The organism is Bordetella sp. (assembly GCF_057362025.1).
The window spans coordinates 44166-67260 of record NZ_JBMQQZ010000003.1; the positions used below are offsets into that span (position 1 = coordinate 44166).

19 protein-coding genes, 1 tRNA gene and 1 pseudogene are annotated in these 23095 nt (G+C 66.8%); 6 read left to right on the forward strand and 15 right to left on the reverse strand.

Going from position 1 to position 23095, the window contains the following annotated elements; all coding sequences use genetic code 11:
- Window positions 1-46: 46 nt before the first annotated feature.
- The 5 genes from ACO1P8_RS01430 to ACO1P8_RS01450 form a co-directional block, all read right to left on the reverse strand.
- A complete protein-coding gene (locus ACO1P8_RS01430) occupies window positions 47-973 on the reverse strand; it encodes an NAD(P)-dependent oxidoreductase (RefSeq protein WP_486294156.1) in 927 nt (308 codons plus the stop codon).
- A 172-nt stretch (window positions 974-1145) separates the two neighbouring features.
- On the reverse strand, window positions 1146-2084 hold the full coding sequence (locus tag ACO1P8_RS01435; protein WP_486294157.1) for an SMP-30/gluconolactonase/LRE family protein: 939 nt from the start codon (window positions 2082-2084) through the stop codon (window positions 1146-1148).
- 40 nt (window positions 2085-2124) lie between these two features.
- A complete protein-coding gene (locus ACO1P8_RS01440) occupies window positions 2125-2991 on the reverse strand; it encodes an amidohydrolase family protein (protein ID WP_486294158.1) in 867 nt (288 codons plus the stop codon).
- A 22-nt stretch (window positions 2992-3013) separates the two neighbouring features.
- Window positions 3014-3814, reverse strand: a complete 801-nt coding sequence (locus ACO1P8_RS01445; protein ID WP_486294159.1) for an SDR family NAD(P)-dependent oxidoreductase — start codon at window positions 3812-3814, stop codon at window positions 3014-3016.
- Between the two features lie 28 nt (window positions 3815-3842).
- Window positions 3843-4415, reverse strand: a complete 573-nt coding sequence (locus tag ACO1P8_RS01450) for a carboxymuconolactone decarboxylase family protein (protein ID WP_486294160.1) — start codon at window positions 4413-4415, stop codon at window positions 3843-3845.
- Window positions 4416-4621: 206 nt separating this feature from the next.
- On the opposite strand from ACO1P8_RS01450, the gene ACO1P8_RS01455 reads away from it, so the two are divergent.
- The 3 genes from ACO1P8_RS01455 to ACO1P8_RS01465 all read left to right on the forward strand — a co-directional run bounded on the left by ACO1P8_RS01455 (window position 4622) and on the right by ACO1P8_RS01465 (window position 6579).
- On the forward strand, window positions 4622-5515 hold the full coding sequence (locus ACO1P8_RS01455) for a LysR substrate-binding domain-containing protein (protein WP_486294161.1): 894 nt from the start codon (window positions 4622-4624) through the stop codon (window positions 5513-5515).
- Between the two features lie 147 nt (window positions 5516-5662).
- Window positions 5663-6295, forward strand: coding sequence for a hypothetical protein (locus ACO1P8_RS01460; protein ID WP_486294162.1), 633 nt, complete (start codon window positions 5663-5665; stop codon window positions 6293-6295).
- A gap of 14 nt (window positions 6296-6309) precedes the next feature.
- Complete coding sequence (locus ACO1P8_RS01465; RefSeq protein WP_486294163.1) at window positions 6310-6579, forward strand: hypothetical protein; 270 nt, start codon at window positions 6310-6312, stop codon at window positions 6577-6579.
- A gap of 119 nt (window positions 6580-6698) precedes the next feature.
- Here the strand turns inward: ACO1P8_RS01465 and ACO1P8_RS01470 are convergent, their stop codons facing one another.
- The 9 genes and pseudogenes from ACO1P8_RS01470 to ACO1P8_RS01510 all read right to left on the reverse strand — a co-directional run bounded on the left by ACO1P8_RS01470 (window position 6699) and on the right by ACO1P8_RS01510 (window position 17738).
- On the reverse strand, window positions 6699-7241 hold the full coding sequence (locus ACO1P8_RS01470; protein ID WP_486294164.1) for a DUF934 domain-containing protein: 543 nt from the start codon (window positions 7239-7241) through the stop codon (window positions 6699-6701).
- Window positions 7234-8967: a nitrite/sulfite reductase gene (locus tag ACO1P8_RS01475; RefSeq protein ID WP_486294165.1), complete on the reverse strand. Its 1734-nt coding sequence runs from the start codon at window positions 8965-8967 to the stop codon at window positions 7234-7236. Before ACO1P8_RS01475 ends, ACO1P8_RS01470 begins: the two co-directional genes overlap by 8 nt.
- A gap of 274 nt (window positions 8968-9241) precedes the next feature.
- Complete coding sequence (locus tag ACO1P8_RS01480; RefSeq protein ID WP_094840876.1) at window positions 9242-9691, reverse strand: HU family DNA-binding protein; 450 nt, start codon at window positions 9689-9691, stop codon at window positions 9242-9244.
- A 220-nt stretch (window positions 9692-9911) separates the two neighbouring features.
- Window positions 9912-10724, reverse strand: coding sequence for a uroporphyrinogen-III C-methyltransferase (cobA, locus tag ACO1P8_RS01485; RefSeq protein WP_486294166.1), 813 nt, complete (start codon window positions 10722-10724; stop codon window positions 9912-9914).
- A gap of 1 nt (window position 10725) precedes the next feature.
- Window positions 10726-13470, reverse strand: a complete 2745-nt coding sequence (locus tag ACO1P8_RS01490; RefSeq protein ID WP_486294339.1) for a nitrate reductase — start codon at window positions 13468-13470, stop codon at window positions 10726-10728.
- 64 nt (window positions 13471-13534) lie between these two features.
- Window positions 13535-14755 (reverse strand): annotated as a pseudogene (locus ACO1P8_RS01495) (NAD(P)/FAD-dependent oxidoreductase); the annotation flags it as partial.
- Between the two features lie 32 nt (window positions 14756-14787).
- The gene (locus ACO1P8_RS01500) at window positions 14788-15678 is read right to left on the reverse strand and encodes an ABC transporter ATP-binding protein (RefSeq protein ID WP_486294167.1); all 891 of its coding nucleotides are present in this window, start codon (window positions 15676-15678) and stop codon (window positions 14788-14790) included.
- Window positions 15679-15682: 4 nt separating this feature from the next.
- Entirely contained in the window at window positions 15683-16507 is an 825-nt protein-coding gene (ntrB, locus tag ACO1P8_RS01505) for a nitrate ABC transporter permease (RefSeq protein WP_486294168.1), read from the reverse strand.
- 10 nt (window positions 16508-16517) lie between these two features.
- Entirely contained in the window at window positions 16518-17738 is a 1221-nt protein-coding gene (locus ACO1P8_RS01510) for a CmpA/NrtA family ABC transporter substrate-binding protein (protein ID WP_486294340.1), read from the reverse strand.
- A 525-nt stretch (window positions 17739-18263) separates the two neighbouring features.
- Here ACO1P8_RS01510 and ACO1P8_RS01515 point away from each other — a divergent pair.
- The gene (locus ACO1P8_RS01515; RefSeq protein ID WP_486294169.1) at window positions 18264-18842 is read left to right on the forward strand and encodes an ANTAR domain-containing response regulator; all 579 of its coding nucleotides are present in this window, start codon (window positions 18264-18266) and stop codon (window positions 18840-18842) included.
- Window positions 18843-19030: 188 nt separating this feature from the next.
- Complete coding sequence (locus ACO1P8_RS01520; protein ID WP_486294170.1) at window positions 19031-21160, forward strand: 3'-5' exonuclease; 2130 nt, start codon at window positions 19031-19033, stop codon at window positions 21158-21160.
- 80 nt (window positions 21161-21240) lie between these two features.
- Here ACO1P8_RS01520 and ACO1P8_RS01525 read toward each other — a convergent pair whose 3' ends face one another.
- A complete protein-coding gene (locus tag ACO1P8_RS01525; RefSeq protein ID WP_486294171.1) occupies window positions 21241-22728 on the reverse strand; it encodes a phospholipase D-like domain-containing protein in 1488 nt (495 codons plus the stop codon).
- 261 nt (window positions 22729-22989) lie between these two features.
- On the opposite strand from ACO1P8_RS01525, the gene ACO1P8_RS01530 reads away from it, so the two are divergent.
- Window positions 22990-23065: transfer RNA gene (locus tag ACO1P8_RS01530), tRNA-His, on the forward strand.
- Window positions 23066-23095 lie beyond the last annotated feature (30 nt).

Genomic DNA, 23095 nt, shown 5'->3' on the forward strand with positions numbered 1-23095 from the left:
CGGGCAGCCGGGGCGGTGCGCCGCCCCGGCGCTTGCATTGCGATCGCTATCGCGACAGCGCCGACATCTTTTCCAGCACGTCATAGACGGCCGCGGTGTCCGATTCGCCATGCCCCATCCCCATGGCGGCGTTGTAGACCGGTATGCAGGCACTGAACAGCGGCGCGGGTACATTGGCGTCGGCCAGCGCGGCCCCGATCAGCTTCATGTCCTTTTGCCAGGTCGAGACCTTCATGGTGGCTTCGTCCCAGGTGCCCGCGCTCATGGCGGGGCCGCGAACCTGCAGCATGCGCGAACCGCCCGCGCCATCGGACAACACCTTGACGGCGAGATCCAGGTCGATCCCCAGGCGCTGCCCCATCAGCAAGGCCTCGGCCGCGGATATATTGTGGATGGCCACCAGCAGATTCGCCATGAGCTTCATGCGCATGCCGTTGCCGAAGGCGCCGATGTTGTAGGTCACGCGCGCGAAGCCGTCGAAGACGTCCTGCATGGCCTCGATCGCCGCGGCATCGCCGCTGGCATAGACGGCGAGATCGCGGTTGACGGCCTGTGCCCCGGTGCCCGATAGCGGGCAGTCCAGCAGCGTAATGCCGCGGGCCGCGAGCAGGTCGGCGGCCTGCTGTTTGACCGGAATGGCCAGGGTGCTGGTTTCAGCAACCCGCAATCCTTCCACGCCCGTCGCCGCGATCTGCCGGGATACGTCGCAGAGTGCGGCGTCGTTGGGCAGGCACAGGATCAGGAATCGCGCCGCGGCAATCGCCTCCTCCGGTACGCTGGCCGCCGTCGCTCCGGCGGCTTGCAGGGTCGCCCGCGCCGCCGGCAAGGGGTCATAGCCCACCACCGGGAATCCCGCCTTGACGAGGTTCGCCGAGATCGCCGATCCCATGATGCCGATGCCCAGGACGCCCACGGTCGGGCGCTGTGCCGAAGATACGGATCGTGTGGAGGATGATGCGGAAGATGCGGTCACGGCCTGTCCTCGTGCGTGGCGTCTTGCCGGCGGAGGTCGATCCGCCGGCAATAGTTGATCTATCGATAACTTGCCGAGTATAGCGCCCGCCGCGCGCGGCGGGGCATTGCCCGCGTCCTTGCGCCGCCTCGTGCCGCCCCGTGATGTGGCCCCGCGCGGCGGGGCAGGGGCATCAGCCGCCCGCCGCGCCCTGCGTATTGACGTACAGCGAATAGATCGATGTGCAGGAAGCCATGAACAGCCGGTTGCGGTGCTTGCCGCCGAAGCATAGATTGGCGCAACGTTCCGGCAGGCCGATGTGGCCGATGGCTTCGCCCTGCGGGGAGAACACGCGCACGCCGTCCAGCTCCGGCGTACCCATGCCCCAGCCGCACCACAGGTTGCCGTGGACGTCGACACGGAAGCCGTCCGGCGTGCCGGGGCCGGCATCGACCAGCACCCGGCTGTTCGCCAGGCGCGTGCCCTGCGCGGTGACATCGAAGGCCCGTATCGCGCGCGGCCGCGCCCGCGATTCGATGACATACAGCATGGTTTCGTCGGGAGAAAACGCCAGGCCGTTCGGGCCATTGACGTCGTCGGCCACGACCTCCAGGCGGCCGGTGCCGGGATCCAGCCGGTAGATGTTGGCAGGCAGTTCCTGCTCTGCTTTCTCGCCCTGGTAATAGCCCAGGATGCCGAAGGGCGGATCCGTAAACCAGATCGAGCCGTCGGATTTCACGACGACATCATTGGGGGAGTTCAGCCGCTTGCCGTCGCAGGTATCCGCCAGGACCGTGATGCGGCCGTCGTATTCCGTTCGCGTGACGCGCCTGCCGCCGTGCTCGCAGGTGATCAGCCGGCCCTGGCGGTCGCGCGTGTTGCCGTTGGCATGATTGGATGGCTGCCGGAATACGCCGACCTGCCCGGTGGCTTCGTCCCAGCGCAGGATGCGGTCGTTCGGGATGTCGCTCCACAGCAGGTAGCGGCCATCGCCGAACCAGACCGGGCCTTCGGCCCAGCGGCTGCCGGTAGCGATGCGCTCGACCGCCGCCAGGGGCAGGTGCAGGGCGTTGAAGGCCGGTGTCAGGCTGCGCACGGCCGGATCCGGATAGCGTTGCGCGGGTTCCCACATGGTGATGGCTCCAGATGATGCGATGGACGACCGCGCCGCGTCAGGCGTACAGCCGCGCCGGGTTGCTTGTCAGCAGCGCGTGCGCGGTGGCGGCATCGCCGCAGGCTTGCCGCGCCAGGTCCAGCAGCGCGCCGTCGTCCGGCGCTGTGTATTTGACGTTGACGTGCGGCCAGTCGGTACCCCATAGCACGCGGTCCGGCGCGGCGGCGATCAGTGCCCGCATCAGGTCGACGGCCCGGTGCGGCTGGCCATCGGTGACGCGATCGGCGCCGGATACCTTGACCCACACATCGGGCGATTGCAGCCAGCGCAGCAGCGCCTGGCCCGCGTCGCTACGCAAGCCGCCATCGGCCGGCAGGCGCGCCATGTGGTCGACCACCACCGGTACGCCGCAGCCGTCCAGTGCCTGCAGCACGGCGATGGTGTCGGCCGGTCCGGCGTGGACCAGGGCATGCCAGCCATAGGGCGCCACTCTGGCGACGGTTGCCCGCATGCGCGCGGCATCGATGTGCGGCGCGCCACCGCTCAAATGCGCCAGCACATTGAAGCGGATGCCGCGCACGCCGGCATCGTGCATGGCGCGCAGCGTCTCTTCGGGAATGTCGGGATCGATGATGGCGATGCCGCGGTAGGCGCCACGGCCGGCGGCCAGCGCGCCCAGCATCGCCGAATGATCGGCCCCGTAGTTCGCGCCGTGGACAATGACGCCGCGCGTCACGCCCATGCGGGCATGCAGGGCGCGCGCCATGTCGAACGAGGCTTCGGCGGGGCGATAGGAAGGATTCGGCGGCAGGGGATAGGTATCCCATGGACCGAAGACATGGAAATGGCTGTCCCAGATGTCGTCCTGCCGCGCGCTTTCGCGCGCGGCCTGTTGCGACCCGGGTCGCGAGGACTGTTGTGCCATGGCGTCTGGTTTTCTCCAGGGTTCAGTCGCAGCGCACGCTCATGCCGCCGTCGACCACGATTTCCGCGCCCGTGATGAAGCGTGCCTCGTCCGATGCCAGGAAAAGCGCCGCGTTCGCCGTATCGCGCCCGTCGCCCATGAAGCTTAGCGGGATGCGCGACTGGCGCTGCTGCAACAGGGTGTCCACATCGCCGCCCGCGCGCTGCTTCGCCAGGCGCGCCTCAACCATGGGGGTATGCATCTGGCCCGGGATGACGGTGTTCACGCGGATGTTCTTCTTGGCGTACTCCACCGCCACGACGCGCGAAAACTGGATCACGCCGGCCTTGGCCGAGGCATAGCCGACCTGGGCCGAACCGGTCCAGCGGATGCCGGAGGTCGACGCGGTGTTGACGATGGCGCCGCCGCCCTGCGCTTCCATCAGCGGCAGCACGTGCTTGCACGTCAGGAACACGCTCTTCAGGTTGAAGGCGATCTGGGCGTCCCAGACTTCCTCCGACAGCGTCACCGGCCCGCCCTTGGCGGAGCCGCCCACGTTGTTGACCAGGATATCCACTCGGCCGTACTGCTTGCGGCAGGCTTGCACCATCGCGGCGACCTCGTCGTCGCGCGTGACGTCGCAGGTCCAGGGCGTGACGTCGCCCCCTGCGGCGCGGATGCGCTCCAGGGTTTCCGTCATCGCGCCGGCGTCCTTATCGACCGCGAAAATGCGCGCGCCCTCCTGGGCGAAGCGGACCGCGACGGCCCGTCCATTGCCCCAGCCCGGCCCGACGCATCCCGCGCCGATCACGATGGCTACCTTGTCTTGCAGTCTTCCGCTCATTGTGTGTCTCCAGTGTTTCCGGACCTTGTTATTCGATCGCCGACGGGGGGATCGAGCCCATCTCGCGCGGCTCGCCGTCAGGCGGCATGACCTCGAAGACATTCAGCGTCATCGACACCAGCGAGTAGTAGCCCGCGATGCCGACCAGGTCGATGATGCCCGCTTCGCCCAGGACCACGGTGGCTTTCTCGTAGAGCGCGTCCGGGATGCGGCGCTGCGCATGCAGCGTCGTCAGGAACTCGTGCACCAGGATCTCGTCATCGTTGACGTAGGGGATGGGCTTGCCGTCGCGCAGCGCGTCTATCATGGCTTCGGCCAGGCCTGCCTTCAGCGCCAGCTGCTTGTGCGCCCACCACTCGAATTCGGAGCGCCAGTGCCTGGCCAGGATCAGGATCGCCCATTCGGACAGGCGCGGGGACAGGCTGGTTTCATAGCGGCAGTAGCGTCCCAGCGCCTGAGCGGGTTCCGCCAGCCCGGGCCGATGCAGCCATACGGCCAGGGGACCGCGGACGCGGCCGCGCGGACCGCTCGCGATCAGATCATGAATGCGCTGTTGTTCGGCGTTCATCTGGCCGGGTTGCAGCGGTTGTATGCGTGCCATCGGGGTCTCCTTCGTTATCCTGTCCGTCGCGCGTCCACGCGGTGTCGGCTGAAATTCTGGCCGGCGGACTGCCTGCAGTCCAATATATTTTTTGGAAAGCTTTAATTCCAAAATAGAATTACAGACTTCGCGGGGGGCCGTGGCGCCGGGCGGCTGCCCCACCCGCGCAGGGTGTCAGCATACCTCCGCGTCGCAAAGGCACATCGATGGATCCCAAGTCCCTACGCTACTTTCTTGCGGTCGCCGAAGAACTGCATTACGGCAGGGCTGCGCAACGGCTGCATATTTCCCAGCCGCCGCTCACCAAGAGCATCCAGCAGCTGGAGGCCCGGCTGGGTGTGTCGCTGTTCGACCGCAACAAGCGCAGCGTGCGCCTGACGCCGGCCGGGCTGACGCTGATGGAAGAAGCCAGGCGCCTGTTGGCGCAGAGCGAGCTCTCCATGCGCGCCGTGCAGCGCAGCGCGCTCGGCGATACCGGAAGAGTGCGCATCGGTTTCGTCGCCGCGGTACTGTTCATGGGCGTGGAAGCGGTTTTCCGGCGCATCGATCGCGAGGCCCCCGGTATCGATAGCGTTTGGGAAGAGATGGGCTCGTCCGACCAGCTGGAAGCGCTAAGGCAGGATCGCATCGACCTGGGCTTCGGGCAAATTTCCAATGGACCGGCGGGCATGGGTTTTCATCGGGTCGCCAGCGACCCCTTGGTCGTCGCCATGCCGCAGTCCCATCCCCTGGCCTCGCGGCGGCGCGTGCCGCTGGGACGCCTGATCGGCGACCCGTTCATTCTCATACCGCGCCAGAGCGCGCCCACCTTTCACGATCTGGTCATCACGGCCTGCATGCAGGCCGGCTTCAGTCCCAATATCCGCCACTATGCGATGCACCTGGTATCGGTAGTCAGTCTCGTCGCGATGGGGCGCGGCGTCTCCCTGGTCCCGCGCGCCTTCGCGCGCGCCGGACTGCCGGGCGTCGTATTCCGACCCATCGAAGGCGTCAAGGCATATGCCGAATACTCCGTGGTGTGGAACCCGCGGAATAACCTGCCGATCCTGCCCCGGGTGTTGGGGTTGTTGGGGGTTCCGCCCGCCAGTCCGGGGTTGTGACGTCAAAGGCGCGACATCCTGCTCTACGGTGCGCGCGCGCGGAGGTGCTCATCCGTCCATGGCATGACGCTTGCGGACCTGGACAGGTGCCCATCGATACGCCGATGCGGCATGGCTACAAACCAAAGGCTATCCAGGGAGGCTGTCATGGCACTTATCGTTGCCGCACGGTTCACCACCTTCGAGCAGGCCCAGGGCGCCGCGAGAGCTTTGTTCGCCCAGGGATTCGCCGAAGACGACGTGCATGTTTTCTACGTCAATATGGCGGGTGCGCACGCCACATATCCCATAGGCGGGGACCGCCAGGCCGATCCGGACGCCGGCGGTGCGCAATATGGCGCGCTGCTGGGTGGCGCGGGACTGGCCCTGGTCGGCGCCGTCGCTGGCGGGCTGATCGGGGGCGCCCTGGGTTTGGCGCCGCTGGGCGTGCTGGCCGTCGCGGCGGTAGGCGCGTATATCGGATCGTTGATGGGCGCGCTGTGGGTGACGGGTCGCCGCAAGCCGGGTGTGTCGCGCAACCGCGGGGCGCCAGCCGAGCACCCGGAAGCCCGGCATGCCGGCGTGCTGCTGGCATTGCATACCGACCAGAGCCGAGAGGAACAGGCCTGCAGGGTGCTGCGGGACGCCGGGGGCGTGGATGTGGAACGCGCGCAGGGCCGCTGGCAGGACGGACGCTGGGTGGACTTCGATCCCTTGCGCCCACCCGAGCGGGAACCTGAGTCGATGGGCCGCGCGACGTCGGCCGGCGTGCCGCGCAACGGCCAGGTCAGCCCCCGATAGAAGAGGAGTACGCCATGGTGGATTACCGCGGTTTCGATATCGAGATGACTATCGTCCCGGATGCGGCGGGCCAGTACGAGGCGGCCTTCGTCATCCACGAAGCGCCCGGCGGCCAGCATCGCGGTAAAGGCGGGGAGGCGCGCGGCAGCCAGAAACAGGCCGGTGACGCCGGGGCGGGGCGCTATGCCTTCCCGCCCGTGGGCAGCTATCCGACCCCGGACGACGCCCGCGAGCAGACCGGCGCCTGGGTGCGCAAATGGATAGACCTGAACTTTCCGAAATAGAGAGCCGGCGCGCGTAGGGGTGGCGCACTGCCCGGCGTCCTCTCCAATGGCAAACGGCCCGTTCTGGACGGGCCGTTTGCCTGCGGGACGCCTACGCGCGGACGCCGGTGCGACGGCGCTTATGCGTCGGCGAGTTGCGGTTCGGGCGGACGTGCATACCCGTGCTGATAGTGGTGGCTGAACGTCTTGAGCGCCTGCAGCGCCTTGACGGGGTCGTGCCCGGGCTTGACCGCGAAGCTGTCGAATCCGCATCGGGCCTGGTAGTGAATCGTATCGATCAGGACGTCTCCCACCGCGCGCAGCTCGCCCTGCCAGCCGTGATGCGTGCGCAGGATCTGCGCGATCGAATAGCCGCGTCCGTCCGTGTACATGGGGAAATTCACGGCGATAAAGGCAATGCCGCGGGGATCGATGGTGCGCGCGCCGTTCTCCAGTAAATCCGCCGGTTCGGCGTCCGGTCCCAGCAGGATGGCGACGGGATGGCGGCGCGCGCGCAATATGTCGCGCCCCTTCAGCCAGGTGGACAAGGGGACGACCCAGTCCGGCTCGTCGGGTGGGCCCGCGGCTGCATCATCCGCGTCCGCCGGTTCATAGTGGCGCGACGTATCGGCCTGGAGGCGGCCGTAACGGATCAGGGTGTGGGGGAAAGTCTGGTCAGGCATGAACGGGCTCTCCGGTCTTCTGGCGATCGGTGTCGCCATAGACATCGTGCTTGAAGGGGTCGATCCCCACGCGGGCCACCACATCGACAAAGCGTTCTTCGTCGCTGTCGCGCAGGCGCAGGTAGGTGCGGATCAGGGTTTCGACGACATCGGGAATTTCGTCGCGGGCGAAAGACGGACCGATGATGCGACCGATCGCCGCGCCGCCCGCCCGCAGCGGGTCGACATCGTTCAGGTTGTCGCCGGCGCCGTTCTGCCGGCCGCCTATCGTGACCTGGTACCACTCCTCGCCGGCCTTGTCGACGCCCAGGATGCCGATGTGGCCGACGTGGTGATGCCCACAGGCATTGATGCAGCCGGAGATGTTCAGGTCGAGTTCGCCGATCTCGTACAGGTAGTCCAGGTTATCGAAGCGTCGCTGGATGGCGTCGGCCACGGGGATGGAGACCGCATTGGCCAGCGCGCAGAAATCGCCGCCCGGACAGGCGATGATGTTGGTCAGCAGGCCGATATTGGGCGTGGCGAGGTTCAGCGGCTTGAGCGCGGTCCATAGTTCGTAGAGGCGGCTGCGCCGCACGTCCGCCAGGATCAGGTTCTGCTCATGCGAGACACGCATTTCGCCGAATGAATAGTCGTCGGCCAGCGCGGCGATGGCGTCCATCTGGTCGGCGGTCACATCGCCGGGCGGGGTGCCGGTCGGCTTGAGGGACAGCGTGACCGAGGCATAGCCGGCCACCCGGTGCGGGCGGACGTTCTTGCGCAGCCAGCGGCCGAAGGCGGGGTCCGCCGCCGCCAGCGTATCGGTGGGATCGTGTTCCTGCCCGGCGGCCGCGTCGTACGCCGGCCACGTGAAGCGGCTGGCGATCTGGTCCAGCTCGGCCTGCTTGAGCTTGTTCGGGCCGTCCTTCAGGTAGGCCCATTCCTGTTCGACCTGCTCGGCGAACACTTCGGGCGTCAGGTCCTTCACCAGGATCTTGATGCGGGCCTTGTACTTGTTGTCGCGGCGCCCGTGCAGGTTGTACACGCGCAGGATGGCCTGCAGGTAGGTCAGCAGGTCTTCCCATGCGACGAACGGGCGGATCAGCTTGCCGACGATGGGCGTGCGGCCCATGCCGCCGCCGACCCAGACGCGAAAGCCGACGTGGCCATCCTGTTCCAGCGCCTGCAGGCCGATGTCGTGCACGCCGACCGCGGCGCGGTCTTCGTGGGCGCCGCTGACCGCGATCTTGAACTTGCGGGGCAGGAAGGCAAATTCCGGATGCAGCATCGACCATTGGCGGATGATTTCGCACCACACCAGGGGATTGGTCACCTCGTCCGGCGCCACGCCGGCGAAGTGGTCGGTGGTGGTGTTGCGTATGCAATTGCCGCTGGTCTGGATCGCGTGCATCTGCACGGTGGCCAGATCGGCCAGGATATCCGGCACGTCTTCCAGCTTGGGCCAATTGAACTGCATATTCTGGCGCGTGCTGAAATGGCCATATCCGCGATCGTACTTGCGTGCGACGTGTCCCAGCATGCGCAGCTGGCGGGACGTCAGCATGCCATATGGAATCGCCACGCGCAGCATGGGAGCGTGCCGCTGTATATACAGGCCGTTCTGCAAGCGCAGGGTGCGGAAGTCGTCTTCGGACAAGTCGCCGGCCAGGAAACGTTGCGTCTGGTCGCGGAACTGGGCCACGCGTTCTTCGACCAGTTGCTGGTCTATGGGGTCATACACGTACATGTCTATGCGCCTCGAAACGCACGCCGGAAGCGCGTGCGGCAGCCCTGGAAACGGACCGGAAACCGCAATCGTAGCGTGGAAGAAGGCAGCGTGTCCCGGCTATTGACCGCAGGTTATTTGCTTAGACGGCGGGCTTATTTGGTGGCAAAACGCCGCCAAAGAAAAACCCGCCTTGCGGCGGGTTTTCCAACGTGACGCTCGCTTCGAAAGCACGCTGCCTTTAATGCATGCTTTTAAAGCAGGCTTCTGAAGCTGCCTTCAGAACTTGCGCGCGTTACTGCGCGGCGTCCTTCAGTTTCTTCAGCGGGCGGACCTTCACCTTGACCGAAGCGGGCTTGGCGGGGAACCAGCGCTCTTCACCGGAGAACGGATCCTTGCCGAAACGCTTGGGCTTGGCGGGGACTTTCTGTACCGAGACCTTGAACAGGCCGGGCAGCGTGAATTCGCCGGAGCCCTTCTTGTTCACGGAAGCCAGCACGGCACCTTCCAGGCTTGCCAGGACGGCCTTGACCGACTTGGCTTCCACGCCGCTCTGTTCGACCACGTGGGCGACCAGTTGGCTTTTGTTCAGTGCGCTCTTCAGCGCGGTTACGGGCGCGGCGGCTTTCTTGGCCGGCGCGGTCTTGGTTACAGCGGCCTTCTTGGCAACGGCTTTTTTGGCCGGGGCTTTCTTGGCAGCAGTCGTGGAGGCTTTCTTTGCAGGAGCTTTAGCTTTAGTGGCCATGGTCGAAAGAATGGTTAGGTTGAAATAGCAGAAGGCTCAAGCCGTACGCCTGGCGACGGCTGAACGCGATAATACTTAAGCCGCGCAGTTATGTACATTATTTGGCGTGTATTGCACGCGAAAAAGCCCTGTAGAGGCGCTACAACAACGGTTGCGCCTCCACAGAGCCCTAAAAAAAGGGGGTTTTCGCGGCTTTTGCGTTATCGGGCCGTTGAAAGCCTCAGGCCACCATGGCGAAGGCGGCTGATTGGGCGGCCGCGTCGATCAGCGATACCGCCGGTCCGATCACGATGACGGCGGGGCTGGACAGGCCTGCCTGAACGATATCCGCGGCCATGCGATCCAGGCGGGTCACGATATGGCGCTGCTCCGGGCACGATACGCGGTGCGCCACGGCGACCGGCGTATCCGCCGCGAAACCCGCTTCCCGCAGCTCGCGTGCCAGCGTGTCCGCGTCGCGCATGCCCATGTAGCACACCAGCGTCAGGCCGCTGGCCGCCAGCACGCGCCAGTCGGGCCGGGTCTCGTCCATGGTGTGCGCGGTGACCAGCGCCACGCCGCGACTCAGCCCGCGATGCGTCAGCGGCAGCCCCAGCGCGGCGCCCGCCGCCAGGCCCGCGGTGATGCCGGCTACCGCTTCGGCGTCGATGCCGTGGGCCGCCAGCCACTGCAGTTCTTCGCCGCCGCGCCCGAAAATGAAGGGGTCGCCGCCTTTTACGCGTGCCACGCTGCGGCCCTGGCGGGCGTAGCGTGCCATCAGGCGCAGAATGAAATCCTGTGGCGTGGAGCGGCAGCCGCCGCGCTTGCCGACCTTGACAATGCGCGTGCCCGGCGCCGCCAGGGCATGGATGTCCGCGCCGACAAGGTCGTCGACGAGCCAGACATCCGCCTGCCGCAGAATGCGCGCGGCTTTCACGGTGAGCAGGTCGGGATCGCCCGGCCCGGCGCCGACCAGCCACACTTTGCCGCGCCGCAGAGGCACGTCTGCCGGGGAAGCCGCCGTGGCGCGCGCCGTTTCGGGGGTGGGTTTCATCCTAGGCTCCTTCGTGGCTATGCGCGCGCGCCACCATGCGCGCGACTTCCGGACCGCAGGATCCGCAGCCGGTCCCGCAGCGCAGGGTGCGCCGCAGGCCGTCCAGGTCCAGGCCGGCGGCGATTCCGGCCTGGATGGCGCGGTCGGTGACGCCGTGGCATACGCATACGGTGCGGGCGCGGACGACGGGGCGGGTGCGGCCCATCAGCAGTTGTGCGAGGCTGGCGGGCGGCGGCCCACCGTCCGCCCAGGCCTCCAGGGTGTCCACGACGCGTGTGTCTCCGGCCAGCAGGAAGGCCGCCGGCGATGTGCCGGTCAGGGCGATGCGCCGCACGATGCCGCGATGCGGATCGTCATAGGCCGCCTGCGGCTGCGTCAGGTCCAGTTCCGCGCACAAGGCATCCAGGGTGTCGATGTTCGGCGCCTGCGCCGCCGCCAGGGCGATACGCGCGCCGCCCGCGCCCAGCGCCGTCGGCAGCACCGCCGCATAAGGAAAGCGGCGCAGCCATGGAGCCAGGCGTTGCCGCAACAGCGCGGCATCGCCGCGGATCCAGCCTGCCGCCTGCCACGGCAGCGCGGCGCGCTCCACCGAGATCGCGCAGTGCTTCAGTTCGGGCTGGTGCGATAGCGGATCGCGGGCCGGATTGGTCAACGCGTTCACGCCGTCCCCGGCAATGAAGGCGCTGCCCCAATGCATGGGCAGGAAAGCCTGGCCGGCGCGCAGGCTGTCGTCCGCGCGCACGGCGATATACAACTGGCCGCGCCGCGACCTGACCTTGGCCAGCGCGCCGTCGGCCAGCCCGGCGGCTGCCAGGTCGCGCGGGTGCAGCGACATCCACGGTTGCTCGACATGCCGCGTCAGCGCCGGCGACAGGGCGGTGCGCGCCATGGTGTGCCAGTGGTCCCGCAGGCGGCCGGTGGTCAGCCGCAGCGGGTAGTCCGCGCAGACCGGTTCGGCAACGGGGGTGTAGCCGATGTCGGCGAAACGTGCGCGGCCGCCGGGCGTGGCGAAGCGGCCATCGGCGTACAGGCGCCGCACGCCGCCTTGCGCGTCGCGGCGATACGGCCATTGCTGGGGGCCATCCCGTTCCAGGATGGCATAGCTCAGCGCGCTGTAGTCCAGGTCGCGGCCGGCGGTCGTGCGCGCATGTTCGGCGAAGACTTCGCTTTCGTCGGCATAGTCGAACCGCGCGGCCCTGGCGGGCGCGATGCGCCGCGCCAGCCGCGTGGCCACGCCGGCGGCCAGGCGCCAGTCGGGCCGGGCGTCGCCGGGCGGCTCGATCGCCGCGCGCACGCGGCTGATGCGCCTTTCGGAATTTGTCGTGGTGCCTTCTTTTTCCGGCCACGTGGCGGCGGGCAGAATCAGGTCGGCGTAGGCCAGCGTTTCCGTGCCGGCATAGGCGTCCTGCACGATGACCAGTTCAGCCTTCTCCAGCGCGGCCCGCACGCGCGCCTGGTCGGGCAGGGATTGCGCCGGATTGGTCGCCACGATCCACAGCGCCTTGATACGGCCGTCCAGCACCGCGTCGAACATCTCCAGCGCGGGCAGCCCGGGCGCGGAGGGGATATCGTCCACTTCCCACAGCGCCGCGACTTCGGCCCGATCGGCCGCGCTGCCGGGATCGCGATGGCCGGGCAGCAGCGTCGCCATGCCGCCCGCTTCGCGGCCGCCCATGGCATTGGGCTGGCCGGTCAGGGAAAACGGTCCGCTGCCCGGCTTGCCGATTTTGCCGGTGGCCAGGTGCAGATGGATCAGCGCCGCGTTCTTGGCGGTGCCGCTGCTGGACTGGTTCAGGCCCATCGTGTACAGCGACAAAGTCGCGGGCGCCTGGGCGAACCAGCGTGCCGCCTGGACGATATCCGCGGCCGGCACGCCGCAGATCGCCTGCGCGGCCTCCGGCGTGAATTCGCGGATCCGGCGTTCCAGGGGCTCGAAGCCCTCGGTGTGGCGTTCGATGTAGGCCCTGTCGATGGACGACTCCGCTACCATGACGTGCAGCATGGCGTGGAATAGCGCGACGTCCGTGCCGGGCAGGATGGGCAGGTGCAGGTCCGCGGCGGCCGCGGTGTCGGTGCGGCGCGGATCCACCACGATGACGCGCATATGCGGGCGCGCCTGACGCGCGGCTTCCAGCCGGCGGAACAGCACCGGATGGGCGTAGGCGACATTGGCTCCGGCGATGAACACCGTATCCGCCAGTTCCAGGTCGTCGTAGCATGCCGGCGGCGCGTCGGCGCCCAGCGTCTGCTTGTAGCCCGCGACGGCGCTGGACATGCACAGCCGCGAATTGGTGTCGACGTTGTTGGTGCCCACCAGCCCGCGCGCCAGTTTATTGAAGACGCTGTAGTCTTCGGTCAGCAATTGGCCGGACAGGTAGAAACCCACGGCATCCGGGCCGTGGCGGCCGATGATGTCGGCCAGCCTGTCCGCCGCGATGTCCAACGCACGGTCCAGCGCGATGTCGGTACGCGCTTCGCCGCGCCCCGCGCGCCATTGCGCCCGCAGCACCCGCGCGGCATCGGCGCGGACGGTATCGGCCAGCTGCAGGCCTTTGCTGCAGAGGCGTCCAAGGTTGGACGGGTGGCTGTCATCGCCGGCGATGGCGATCACGCGGTTGCCCTGGGCCTGCACGCGCACGCCGCAGCCCGTCCCGCAGTAACAGCAAACCGAGGACACGGTGCGCGAGGCGCTCGGATTCGCCGCATCGGCGGCGTGTTCCAGGAAATACGGTGCATCCATCGTCAGGACTCCACTGCGGGGATCGCGCCTCGGTCCGATGAGCCGGCCGGGCGGTGGTCGTGTGCGTTCAAGATTCCCCCGTGGCGGCCGATTCGCCCAGCATCAGGCGGTCGCGCAGGCCGGCCAGTGCCGTGCCCTCGCGGATCAGCCGGAAATACCAGGCGCCGTCGGCGATGTCGCCGTACAGGCAGGCTCCCACCAGCCTGTCGCCCTTGATGACCAGTTTCTTGTAGATGCCGTCCACGGCATCGGTCAGCGTGATCGCTTGCGTGCCGTCTGCGCCGATGAAATCGCCGGCGGAGAACACATCGATGCCGGTGACTTTCAGCTTGGTCGAGGTGATGCTGCCGGCGTAGCGGCCGGTGCCGCGCAGGGCGAGGTGGTTGGCCGCGACCCTGGCCTGCTCGAACAGCGGGGCGACCAGGCCATAGGCGATGCCGCGATGGCTGACGCATTCGCCCACCGCATAGATCAACGGGTCGTAGGTCTGCATGGTGTCGCTGACGACGATGCCGCGATTGACGTACAGGCCGGCGCGTTCGGCCAGCGCCGTATGCGGCCGGATGCCGACCGCCATGATGACCAGGTCGGCGGCGATTTCCTCGCCGTCGGCGAATCGCAATGCGCGCACGCGGCCGTCGTCGTCGCCCAGGATGGCGGTGGTCTGGCGGGCCATCAGGAACTTCAATCCGCGCGCCTGCAGGCTGTTTTGCAGCAGGCCGGCCGCGTGGGCATCCAGCTGGCGGTCCAGCAGGCTCGTGCCCAGGTGGACGACGGATACGTCCATGCCCCGGGTGGCCAGGCCGTTCGCGGCTTCCAGGCCCAACAGGCCGCCGCCGATGACGACGGCGCGCCGGTGCGTGGCGGCCGCTTCGATCATGCGGTTGACGTCCTGGATGTCCCGGAACGTGAGCACGCCGCGCAGATCCTTGCCGGGCACGGGCAGGACGAATGGCGTCGAGCCGGTCGCCAGCAGCAGCTTGTCGTACGGCACGACGGTGCCGTCCGCCGCATGGACCTGCCGGCGCGCGCGATCGATCCTGGTTACGGAGCGGTTCAGCAGCAGCCGGATGCCATGACCGGCATACCATTGCTCATCGTTCAGGACGATATCCCGCAGGCTTTGCTCGCCGGTCAGCACCGGAGACAACAGGATGCGGTTGTAGTTGGGATGGGGCTCCGCGCCGAATACCGTGATGTCGTACAGGCCGGGGTCGAGCGCCAGAAGTTCTTCCAGCGTGCGCGTTCCCGCCATTCCGTTGCCGACCACGACCAGCTTCTGCTTTTCCATGTCTGTCTCCGGGAAGCCCGCGTGCCGGCGTGTCAGGCGGCGTTCCGCGCCCGTGCCGGTTCCAGCTGCGCGGCATGGACGAAGGGCGCCGCGGCGGCGGGCGCAGGCGCGGCGGTACCGGCGCGCGAGCCGGATTGGGCCGGGTTCCCGTAGCGGCGGTGCAGGAAATCCACCACCGCGGCGCGGCAGGCCAGGTAGCGGGGGTCTTCCGCCAGCGCGACGCGGTCGCGCGGGCGCGGCAGGGGGACCTCCTGGATCTGGCCGATGGTGGCCGCCGGGCCGTTGGTCAGCATGACGACGCGGTCGGACAGCAGCACGGCTTCGTCCACGTCGTGGGTCACCATCATCGTCGTGGTGCGCGTCTTGGCGACGATCTTCAGCAATTCGTCCTGCAGATGGGCACGCGTCAAGGCGTCCAGGGCACCGAAAGGTTCGTCCATCAACAGCACCTTGGGCTCGATCGCCAGGGCGCGGGCGATGCCGACGCGCTGCTTCATGCCGCCGGATATCTCGCGTGGCAGCTTGGCCTGCGCGTGGCCCAGTCCCACGAGCTCCAGCGCGGCATGCGCGCGCTCCGCCAGGCGGGCCTTGCTTTCCTGCGTCCCGAACACCCGTTCGACGGCCAGGTGCACATTCTGGAAGCAGCTCAGCCAAGGCAGCAGGGAATGGTTCTGGAACACGACGGCGCGTTCCGGGCCAGGCCCGGTGATTTCCTTCTCCGCGCACAGCAGCACGCCGGAGGTGGGCCGGGTCAGTCCCGCCACCAGGTTCAGCAGCGTGGACTTGCCACAGCCGGAATGGCCGATGAGGGTGATGAATTCGCCTTGGGCGACGGTCAGGTCGATATCGCGCAGCGCGACGAACGGCCCCTTGCGCGTGTCGAAGACCTGGCCCACGCTTTCGATGCGTACGAACTTTTCCATCGCCTTACTCCTCGTAGGTGTAGCGTTTGGCCAGTTGCATCAGCAGCACGTCGAGTGTCAGCCCGACTATGCCGATCACGAATATCGCGATCACGATGTGTTCGACCTTCAGGTTGTTCCACTCGTCCCATAGCCAGAAGCCGATGCCGGTGCCGCCAGTCAGCATCTCGGCCGCGACGATGACCAGCCATGCGGTGCCGATGGACAGCCGCACGCCGGTCAGCACGTGCGGCAGCGCGGCCGGCAGCAGCACGCGCGTCATGACCTTCCATTCGGACAGGTCCAGCACGCGGGCCACATTCAGGTAGTCCTGCGGCACGCGTTGCACGCCGGCTGCGGTGTTCAGGATCATCGGCCATATCGAACAGATCAGGATGGTCCAGATCGCCGCCGGATTGGCCGCCTTGAACAGCAGCAGCCCCAGGGGAAGCCAGGCCAGCGGGGAGACCGGGCGCAGCAGGCTGACGATGGGCGACACCATCGCGTTCAAGGCCTTGAAGCGGCCGATGGCAAAGCCCAGCGGAATGCCGATCAGCGCCGCCAGCCCGAAGCCCGCCGCCACGCGCGCCAACGAGGCGAGCACGTTCCAGCCTATGCCCTGGTCGTTCGGACCGTTGTCGTAGAAGGGGTGGGCGAACAGCACGACCGCCTCGTCCCAGGTCCTGGCGGGCGTGGGGATGGCGGGCACCAGCAGGGCAATGGTCTGCCACACCAGCACAAAGACGGCGAAGCCGGCGGCCGGGCCGACGACGGCGCGCAACGTGCCCTCGAAGTATTCGCGCCACGGCCAGGAAGGGCGTGCGCCGGATAGGGAAAGGGAGCGGTCCATGGCGAAGTCCTCAGGTCTTGATCTTGAAGCCGTCGGCATACGCCGCCGGGTTGCTGCCGTCCCACGCCACGCCGTCGATCAGCGTGGACGCGCGCATTTCTTTCGGCGGCAGCGGCGCGCCGACGATGGCGGCGGCCTGCTTATAGATATCGATGCGGTTGATCTGCGTGGCGACCGCCAGGTAGTCCGGATGTTCCTTCAGCAGGCCCCAGCGCTTGTGCTGGGTAAGGAACCACATGCCGTCGCTCAGATAGGGGAAATTGACCGCGCCATCGCCGTAGAAGCGCATGGGGTGCTCGTCGTCCCAGGTCTTGCCCAGACCGTTCTCGTAGCGGCCCAGCATGCGGTCGACGATCACGGCCTTGTCGGTGTTGATGTACGACTTGGCCGCCACGGTTTCGGCCGTCTTGCGGCGGTTCTCCGGCGACGCATCGATCCACTTGCCGGCCTCCAGTACGGCGGCCGTCGCGGCACGGGCCGTATTGGGGTAACGGGTGGCGAATTCCGCCGTGCCGCCGAGGACTTTCTCGGGATGGTCGGGCCAGATCTGCTGCGTCGTGACCGCCGTGAATCCCACCTTGTCCAGGATGGCGCGGGCATTCCAGGGCTCGCCCACGCAGAAGCCGTCCATGTTGCCGATGCGCATATTGGCGACCATCTGGGGCGGCGGTACGGTGATGACCTTGGCGTCGCGCATGGGATTGATGCCGTTGGCCGCCAGCCAGTAGTACAGCCACATCGCGTGCGTGCCGGTGGGGAAGGTTTGGGCGAAGGTGAACTCGCGCTTTTTCTCGGCCATCAGGCGCGCCAGCGCCGCACCGTCGGTGACGCCGGCGTCCTTCAACTGCTGCGACAAGGAAATGGCCTGCCCGTTCTGATTGATCCCCATCAGTACGGCCATGTCTTTCTTCGGCCCGCCTATCCCCAGGTGCACCCCATAGATCAGTCCGTACAGGACATGCGCCAGATCGAGTTCACCGTTGATCAGCTTGTCCCGTACGCCGGCCCACGAGGCTTCCTTGGACAGCACGAATTTCACGCCGTGTTTCTTGTCCAGGCCCAGCACCGAGGCCATTACCACGGACGAACAATCGGTCAGCGGAATAAAGCCGATCTTCACCTCGGTCTTTTCCGGCGTGTCGGTGCCCGCTGCCCAGGCGCCGGCACGTACGCGCGGATCGACCACGCCGAGGATGCTGGCACCGGCCAGCGTCCGGGTCGCCCATCTCATGACGCGGCGCCGTTGGAAATCGGCCGGCGCGGCGGCGAGGGTCGGATGCTGCGGAAAAGTCTTGAGCTTCATTCGATCGTCCCAGAAAGAGGTCTTGCTCGCGGCCGGCCAAAAAAAAACGTTCCGCACGCGCAGGGCTATCCCTGCGCGTGCGGAACGTCGTTGTTCCGGTCGCCGCTTGGCGGCGTATGACGGCCCTCGTTGGCCGTCCGTGGTTCAGAAGCAATACCTATGCCAAATTCAATGTCGTCCGGACAGCAAAAAAATGGGATTAATAATCAACGGGTTGGCGGGGTAATCGAAGAGGATTGCCGCTTTTCGGGCCGGCGCTGCCCCAACCGGCACCCCCGGGCGTGCGGCCTGATGGTGCGGCGCGGCGGCGTTGTGCGCCATGACGGTGCGCGCGGTCCGGGTATGGTGCACGCGCCTGCCGCATTGACCGGACGGCGGCTATTGCGGGGCAGGGCCGGTGTCCGGAATGGCATGCATCTTGCATTGCACAAGGACGTGGCGTGCGGAGGGCACATGCTTAGGGTGATGTTGATCAAGGACGGCGAAGGACGCGTGGCGGAGCTGCGGAGCACCCTGGAACAAGGGGGCGTTAGCATCGTCGCGGAGGTCATGCCGGCCGCCGATCTGTCCGCCCTGATTGCCCGCCATGCGCCGGACGTGGTGCTGATCGATGCCGATGCGCCGTCGCGCGACACGCTGGAAGGGGTCTGCGTGGCCAGCGCGCACGGCGACCGCCCCGTCGTCATGTTCACCGAAAGCAACGACCGCCAGGCCATGCGCGCCGCCTTGCAGGCCGGGGTGGCCGCGTATGTCGTCGGCGAGGTGCCGGCGTCCCGCATCCGCAGCCTGCTCGACGTCGCCATCGAGCGCTACGCCGTCGATCGCGCGCGTCGCGAAGAGCTGACCGAGGCGCGCCAGCGCCTGGCCGAGCGGCAGTGGGTCGACAAGGCCAAGGGCCTGCTGATGTCGCTGCGCGGCGTCTCGGAGGACGAGGCCTACCGCATGTTGCGCGACCATGCCATGAAAAGCCAGCAGCGCATCGGCGAGGTGGCCCGCGCCATGGTGGAAGCCGCCGGCTGGCTGAAGGGCTGACGCCCGCGTATCGTCCGCGGGCCTGCTTTCCAGGCCGGGACCGCCCGCCCCGCGTGGCGGAAACCGGGAAATCGCTTGTCCTTTGCAGACGGACTGCGATTCAATAGGCTCCCGCAAGATCCATGGTCATCGATGACAGGGTGCCCGCAGCCCTGCGTCCCGGCCAGACGAAAATTGACGATATCGCGATGAGCCAGCCTGCAACTTCATTGTTCGTTCCCCAACGTTTCGTACCCACGCGAGAGCAGTGCGATATCCAGTTGTCGCGTCATCGAGTCACCCTTATCGAAGCCAATGCGGGGGCGGCCAAGACCACTACTTTGGCGCTTCGCATAGGCGAAGCCCTCGCGCGCGGGCTTGCGCCGGAGCGCATCCTGGCGCTTACGTTCACGCCCGAGGCGCGGGACGTGATGCGTGCACGGTTGATCGAGGTCGGCATTGCTTCCGGCATCGCCTCGCGTATCTGGGTGACGACCATGGAGGATCTGGCGCACGACGTGTTGAAAGGGATCGAGGATGCCGTACCGCCGCAGCGCCCTTCGAGCCGGCAACTGCGAGAGATCGCGCTGGAGGCGCTGGAGAACGTCAGCGTGGCCTATCAGGACCTGGAGGCCTCGCTCGATATTCGGACGCATAACGTAGCGGTAAGCCAGTTTCTCGATGCATTGCTGCGGCTGAAGGCCAGGATGGCATTCGAAAGCGTCGACGATACGCTGGGCCTGGAGTTCGTTGCCGAGGATCTGGGCGTAACGCTGACGACTTATCTATGGTCGCTGGAATACGAAAAGCTGCGGCGGGGTGTATTCGATGAGGTGAGCTTTCGCGGTCCGTTCGACGCCACCTATGACCTGGCGAAGATGCTGCGGGAAGAACCGGAATCCTCGGCGCACCTGCCGGACGTCGCCCTGGTAACGGCGGATGAGCTGCACGACCTGAATGAAGCTTCCTTCAGTGTCCTGGAAGCGCTGTATCGGCGGGCCGACGTCTATTTCGTGGGTGCCGGCGACCGGGACCAGGTCATTCATACCCAGGTCGGCGCCGACGCGCAATTCCTGATGCAGCGCTTCGCATACGCCGCGCGCTTCCCGTTGACGCTGACCTACCGCCATGGCCCGCACCTGGCCTATGCGATGCGCGAGCTGAAGAATAAACCCGTCGACTCCGCGCTTTCTTCGCGTACCGATATCGAGTTGCTGACCTATCCCGATGCTCAGGCGAGCGAATGCGCGAACCGGGTGGTGCAGGCCGTACAGGCGTGGCAGTCCAGGAAAAAGCCGCTGGATGGCTGCGCGATCCTGCTGCGGGAAAGGCACCAGTCCGTGGAGATCGAGAACGCGCTGATGCAGGCCAATATCGGCTACCGGACCGGCAGTATGACAAGCTATCTGCTGCGCGAGGAAATCCTGTTCCTTCGCGGCATGCTCGCCATCGCATTGGATAAGCTCGAGGCGGTGCGTTCCGCGTCGGTTCGCGGCGCCATCGTCGAGGCGCTGGCGGTGTTCGGCGAGGTGCCGCTGGAACCGAAGGAAATAGACGACGCGAAACAAACCATCGCGCGTCATCCCGAGATGCTGCGGGACTTTTTTGTCGGGCAGATCACCCGGGTAGGGAACCCGGCGGTCAGCGCCCGCATCATCGCCGCCGTACAGTCGGTGCGCTCGGCCCCGCCGGAGACGCCGGCATACGAGACGCTGCGGGCGGTGTGCAAGCTCCTGGACGTGGAGGCGCTTGCCCACCGCGTTTATATCGATCCGCATGAGGCGGCGATTATTACGTATTCCATCGACGGTTTCGTCGCCATGGCGCAGCGCTCGGCCATGAGCCTGCGGGACTTCCACGACTGGCTGGGTGCCGCCGATGAGTTCGTCTCGTCGCGGCGTAGCAGGAATCTGGTGTTGATCGAATACGCGGCGCATTCCAAGGGCAAGGAATACGATCATGTGTTGATTCCGTTCCTGGCCGCCGGGGAGTTTCCCAGCGCGATCCACGATCCGCGCGACGAGGAAAACCTTTTCTATGTGGCCGCTACGCGTGCGCGATCTCGCCTGACCTTAATCGCGCCGGCCGGGGAAGATCGTCGCAGTCCGTTCATCGCGCGGATGCGCTTGACGCAGACGGAAGCGTATGCGGACGCCGTCCTCCGGCAGGAGCCGCGGCGCGAGGCGGTATCCCGGGCGCGCCGCGATCTATCCGTTCCCTATGCGGACAAGGACATCGCCAAGGCGCTCGGCGCGAAATGGGATGCCGTGCGCAAGGTATGGTATGTGCTCCCGGATCAGGATATCGGGCCGTTCGCGCCCTGGCTGCCCAAGCAGTAAGCCCGGGCCGGATCGGCGGCGTCCCGCTCCCTGGGGACCTGCGGCCGCTGGCGCGCGGCTTCGTCCCTTGCGGCGCATGCCTACAGATAAGGCGTGGCCAGCCAGATCACCTTGTTGCGCAGGCGCTTGAGGAAAGGCGCCGTGCGCAGCGTTTCCAGCGTTTGCGGGATGGCGGTCGCGATGGTGGCGTCGATGCGCGCCCCGATGGCACGCGCCGTGGCGCGGTCGTAGATTTCGGTATCCAGCTCGAAGTTCAGCCGCAGGCTGCGCGGGTCGAGATTGGACGACCCCGTATAGGACCACGCATCGTCCACGGTCATCAGCTTGGAATGGTCGAACATGCCGGTCGTGCGCCACACCTTGCAGCCCCAACGGATGACCTGGTCCAGCTGCGCCGTCATCGCGTAGTCCACCAGCCGCAGATTGTTCTTTCCCGGGATCACGATGTCCACCCGCACGCCGCGCCGCGCTGCCGTCGCGAGGGCGCCGATCAGGGTCTGGTCCGGCAGGAAATAGGGGGACTGGATACGCACATGCTGCTGGGCCACGGCCAGCGCGCCCAGCAGCATATTGTGGGTACTGCCCAACGAGCGGTCCGGACCCGAGGGTACGCAGCGCACCGCCGCGCTGCCTGGCGCGCCGGCAGCCCCTGCCGGGATACCGTTCACCGTGCCTGCCGCGTGATTGAACCAAAGGCTGCCGGCCAGGGACTCGCCCGTAGTGAAGTCCCAGTCATGCGCGAACACCGACAGCAGCTGCGTGACGACGGGGCCTTCGTAGCGGAAGTGCGTATCCCGGTTGGTGTCGTCCCGAGCCAGCGCGCTGACGAAGGCCGCGCGGATGTTCATGCCCCCGGAGAACCCGATCCGGCCGTCCACCACCAGGATCTTGCGGTGGCTGCGCAGGTTGGCGTAGGGCATGCGCAGCACGCCCAGCGGGTTGGTCATGAAGCGCGCCGTCGGCACGCCGCCTTTCTTCAGCATCCGGATGATGGGCGGGCGGGAGTAGTGCGAACCGATCGCATCGATCAGGACGCGCACCTGGACGCCGCGCGCCTGGGCCTCGATCAGGGCCTGGGCCATTTCACGGCCGATCGGGTCGTTGTCGAAGATATAGCTTTGCAGCGCGATCGTGTAGCGCGCCTGGCGGATTGCCTGGATCATCGCCGGATACGCTTCGTCGCCGCCATCCAGCAGTTGTACCGAGTTGCCGCCCAGCAGCTGGAAATGGCTGACCTTGTCCGCCAGTGTTTTCAGCGAGGCGAACTGCGGGGCGGACAGCGGCACCACGTCCGGGTCGGGTGCCGAGGGTTCGCGCGCATAGGCGACCATGGCATCGTCGCGCTGCTGCGATACGCGCGTGATGCGGATACGGTTGACCCCAGCCACGAAGTAGGCCGCGGCGCCCAGCAGAGGCGAAAAAAGGGTGATACCCACCCAGCCTATGGCGGCGCGCACATCGTTCTTGGTCATCGCGGCATGGACGGCGGCGCCCGCGCCGGCCACCAGGCTGACGGTGAAAACGATATGCGGCCAGTAAGTTTCCAGAATCTGATGCAGTTCGCGCATGGTTGTTGGTATTCGTTTGCCCAGCGAGTCGCAAAAGCGGTGCGCCGGCCCCCTGCGAACCGGCTAGCTCAGGAGGATACCAAGCCCCGGCCCGCAACTGTGGCGGTATGGACACAAACGACACGGCCGGCGCCGGCCCGGTCCGGCATTCAGAAGGTACGCGAGGGGCCTGAAGACGGCCGCCGGCCGGCGACCGCCCCCGATGCCCGGGACTTGAAAAGACCCCTATAAAGCATGCTAGAATCTCGCTTCTTTGCTGCGGTGGCTGTAGCTCAGTTGGTAGAGTCCCGGATTGTGATTCCGGTTGTCGTGGGTTCGAGTCCCATCAGCCACCCCAAAAAACTCATGCAAAATCAGGCGCTTACCG

What these genes read in the sequence shown, in the direction of transcription:
- cobA (WP_486294166.1), bottom strand. Translation starts at nt 10,724, where the DNA reads ATGAAACCCACCCCCGAAACGGCGCGCGCCACGGCGGCTTCCCCGGCA.
- ACO1P8_RS01480 (WP_094840876.1), bottom strand. Translation starts at nt 9,691, where the DNA reads ATGGCCACTAAAGCTAAAGCTCCTGCAAAGAAAGCCTCCACGACTGCT.
- ACO1P8_RS01465 (WP_486294163.1), top strand. Translation starts at nt 6,310, where the DNA reads ATGGTGGATTACCGCGGTTTCGATATCGAGATGACTATCGTCCCGGAT.
- ntrB (WP_486294168.1), bottom strand. Translation starts at nt 16,507, where the DNA reads ATGGACCGCTCCCTTTCCCTATCCGGCGCACGCCCTTCCTGGCCGTGG.
- ACO1P8_RS01515 (WP_486294169.1), top strand. Translation starts at nt 18,264, where the DNA reads ATGCTTAGGGTGATGTTGATCAAGGACGGCGAAGGACGCGTGGCGGAG.
- ACO1P8_RS01470 (WP_486294164.1), bottom strand. Translation starts at nt 7,241, where the DNA reads ATGCCTGACCAGACTTTCCCCCACACCCTGATCCGTTACGGCCGCCTC.
- ACO1P8_RS01500 (WP_486294167.1), bottom strand. Translation starts at nt 15,678, where the DNA reads ATGGAAAAGTTCGTACGCATCGAAAGCGTGGGCCAGGTCTTCGACACG.
- ACO1P8_RS01525 (WP_486294171.1), bottom strand. Translation starts at nt 22,728, where the DNA reads ATGCGCGAACTGCATCAGATTCTGGAAACTTACTGGCCGCATATCGTT.
- ACO1P8_RS01435 (WP_486294157.1), bottom strand. Translation starts at nt 2,084, where the DNA reads ATGTGGGAACCCGCGCAACGCTATCCGGATCCGGCCGTGCGCAGCCTG.
- ACO1P8_RS01455 (WP_486294161.1), top strand. Translation starts at nt 4,622, where the DNA reads ATGGATCCCAAGTCCCTACGCTACTTTCTTGCGGTCGCCGAAGAACTG.
- ACO1P8_RS01445 (WP_486294159.1), bottom strand. Translation starts at nt 3,814, where the DNA reads ATGAGCGGAAGACTGCAAGACAAGGTAGCCATCGTGATCGGCGCGGGA.
- ACO1P8_RS01450 (WP_486294160.1), bottom strand. Translation starts at nt 4,415, where the DNA reads ATGGCACGCATACAACCGCTGCAACCCGGCCAGATGAACGCCGAACAA.
- ACO1P8_RS01440 (WP_486294158.1), bottom strand. Translation starts at nt 2,991, where the DNA reads ATGGCACAACAGTCCTCGCGACCCGGGTCGCAACAGGCCGCGCGCGAA.
- ACO1P8_RS01475 (WP_486294165.1), bottom strand. Translation starts at nt 8,967, where the DNA reads ATGTACGTGTATGACCCCATAGACCAGCAACTGGTCGAAGAACGCGTG.
- ACO1P8_RS01520 (WP_486294170.1), top strand. Translation starts at nt 19,031, where the DNA reads ATGAGCCAGCCTGCAACTTCATTGTTCGTTCCCCAACGTTTCGTACCC.
- ACO1P8_RS01460 (WP_486294162.1), top strand. Translation starts at nt 5,663, where the DNA reads ATGGCACTTATCGTTGCCGCACGGTTCACCACCTTCGAGCAGGCCCAG.
- ACO1P8_RS01510 (WP_486294340.1), bottom strand. Translation starts at nt 17,738, where the DNA reads ATGAGATGGGCGACCCGGACGCTGGCCGGTGCCAGCATCCTCGGCGTG.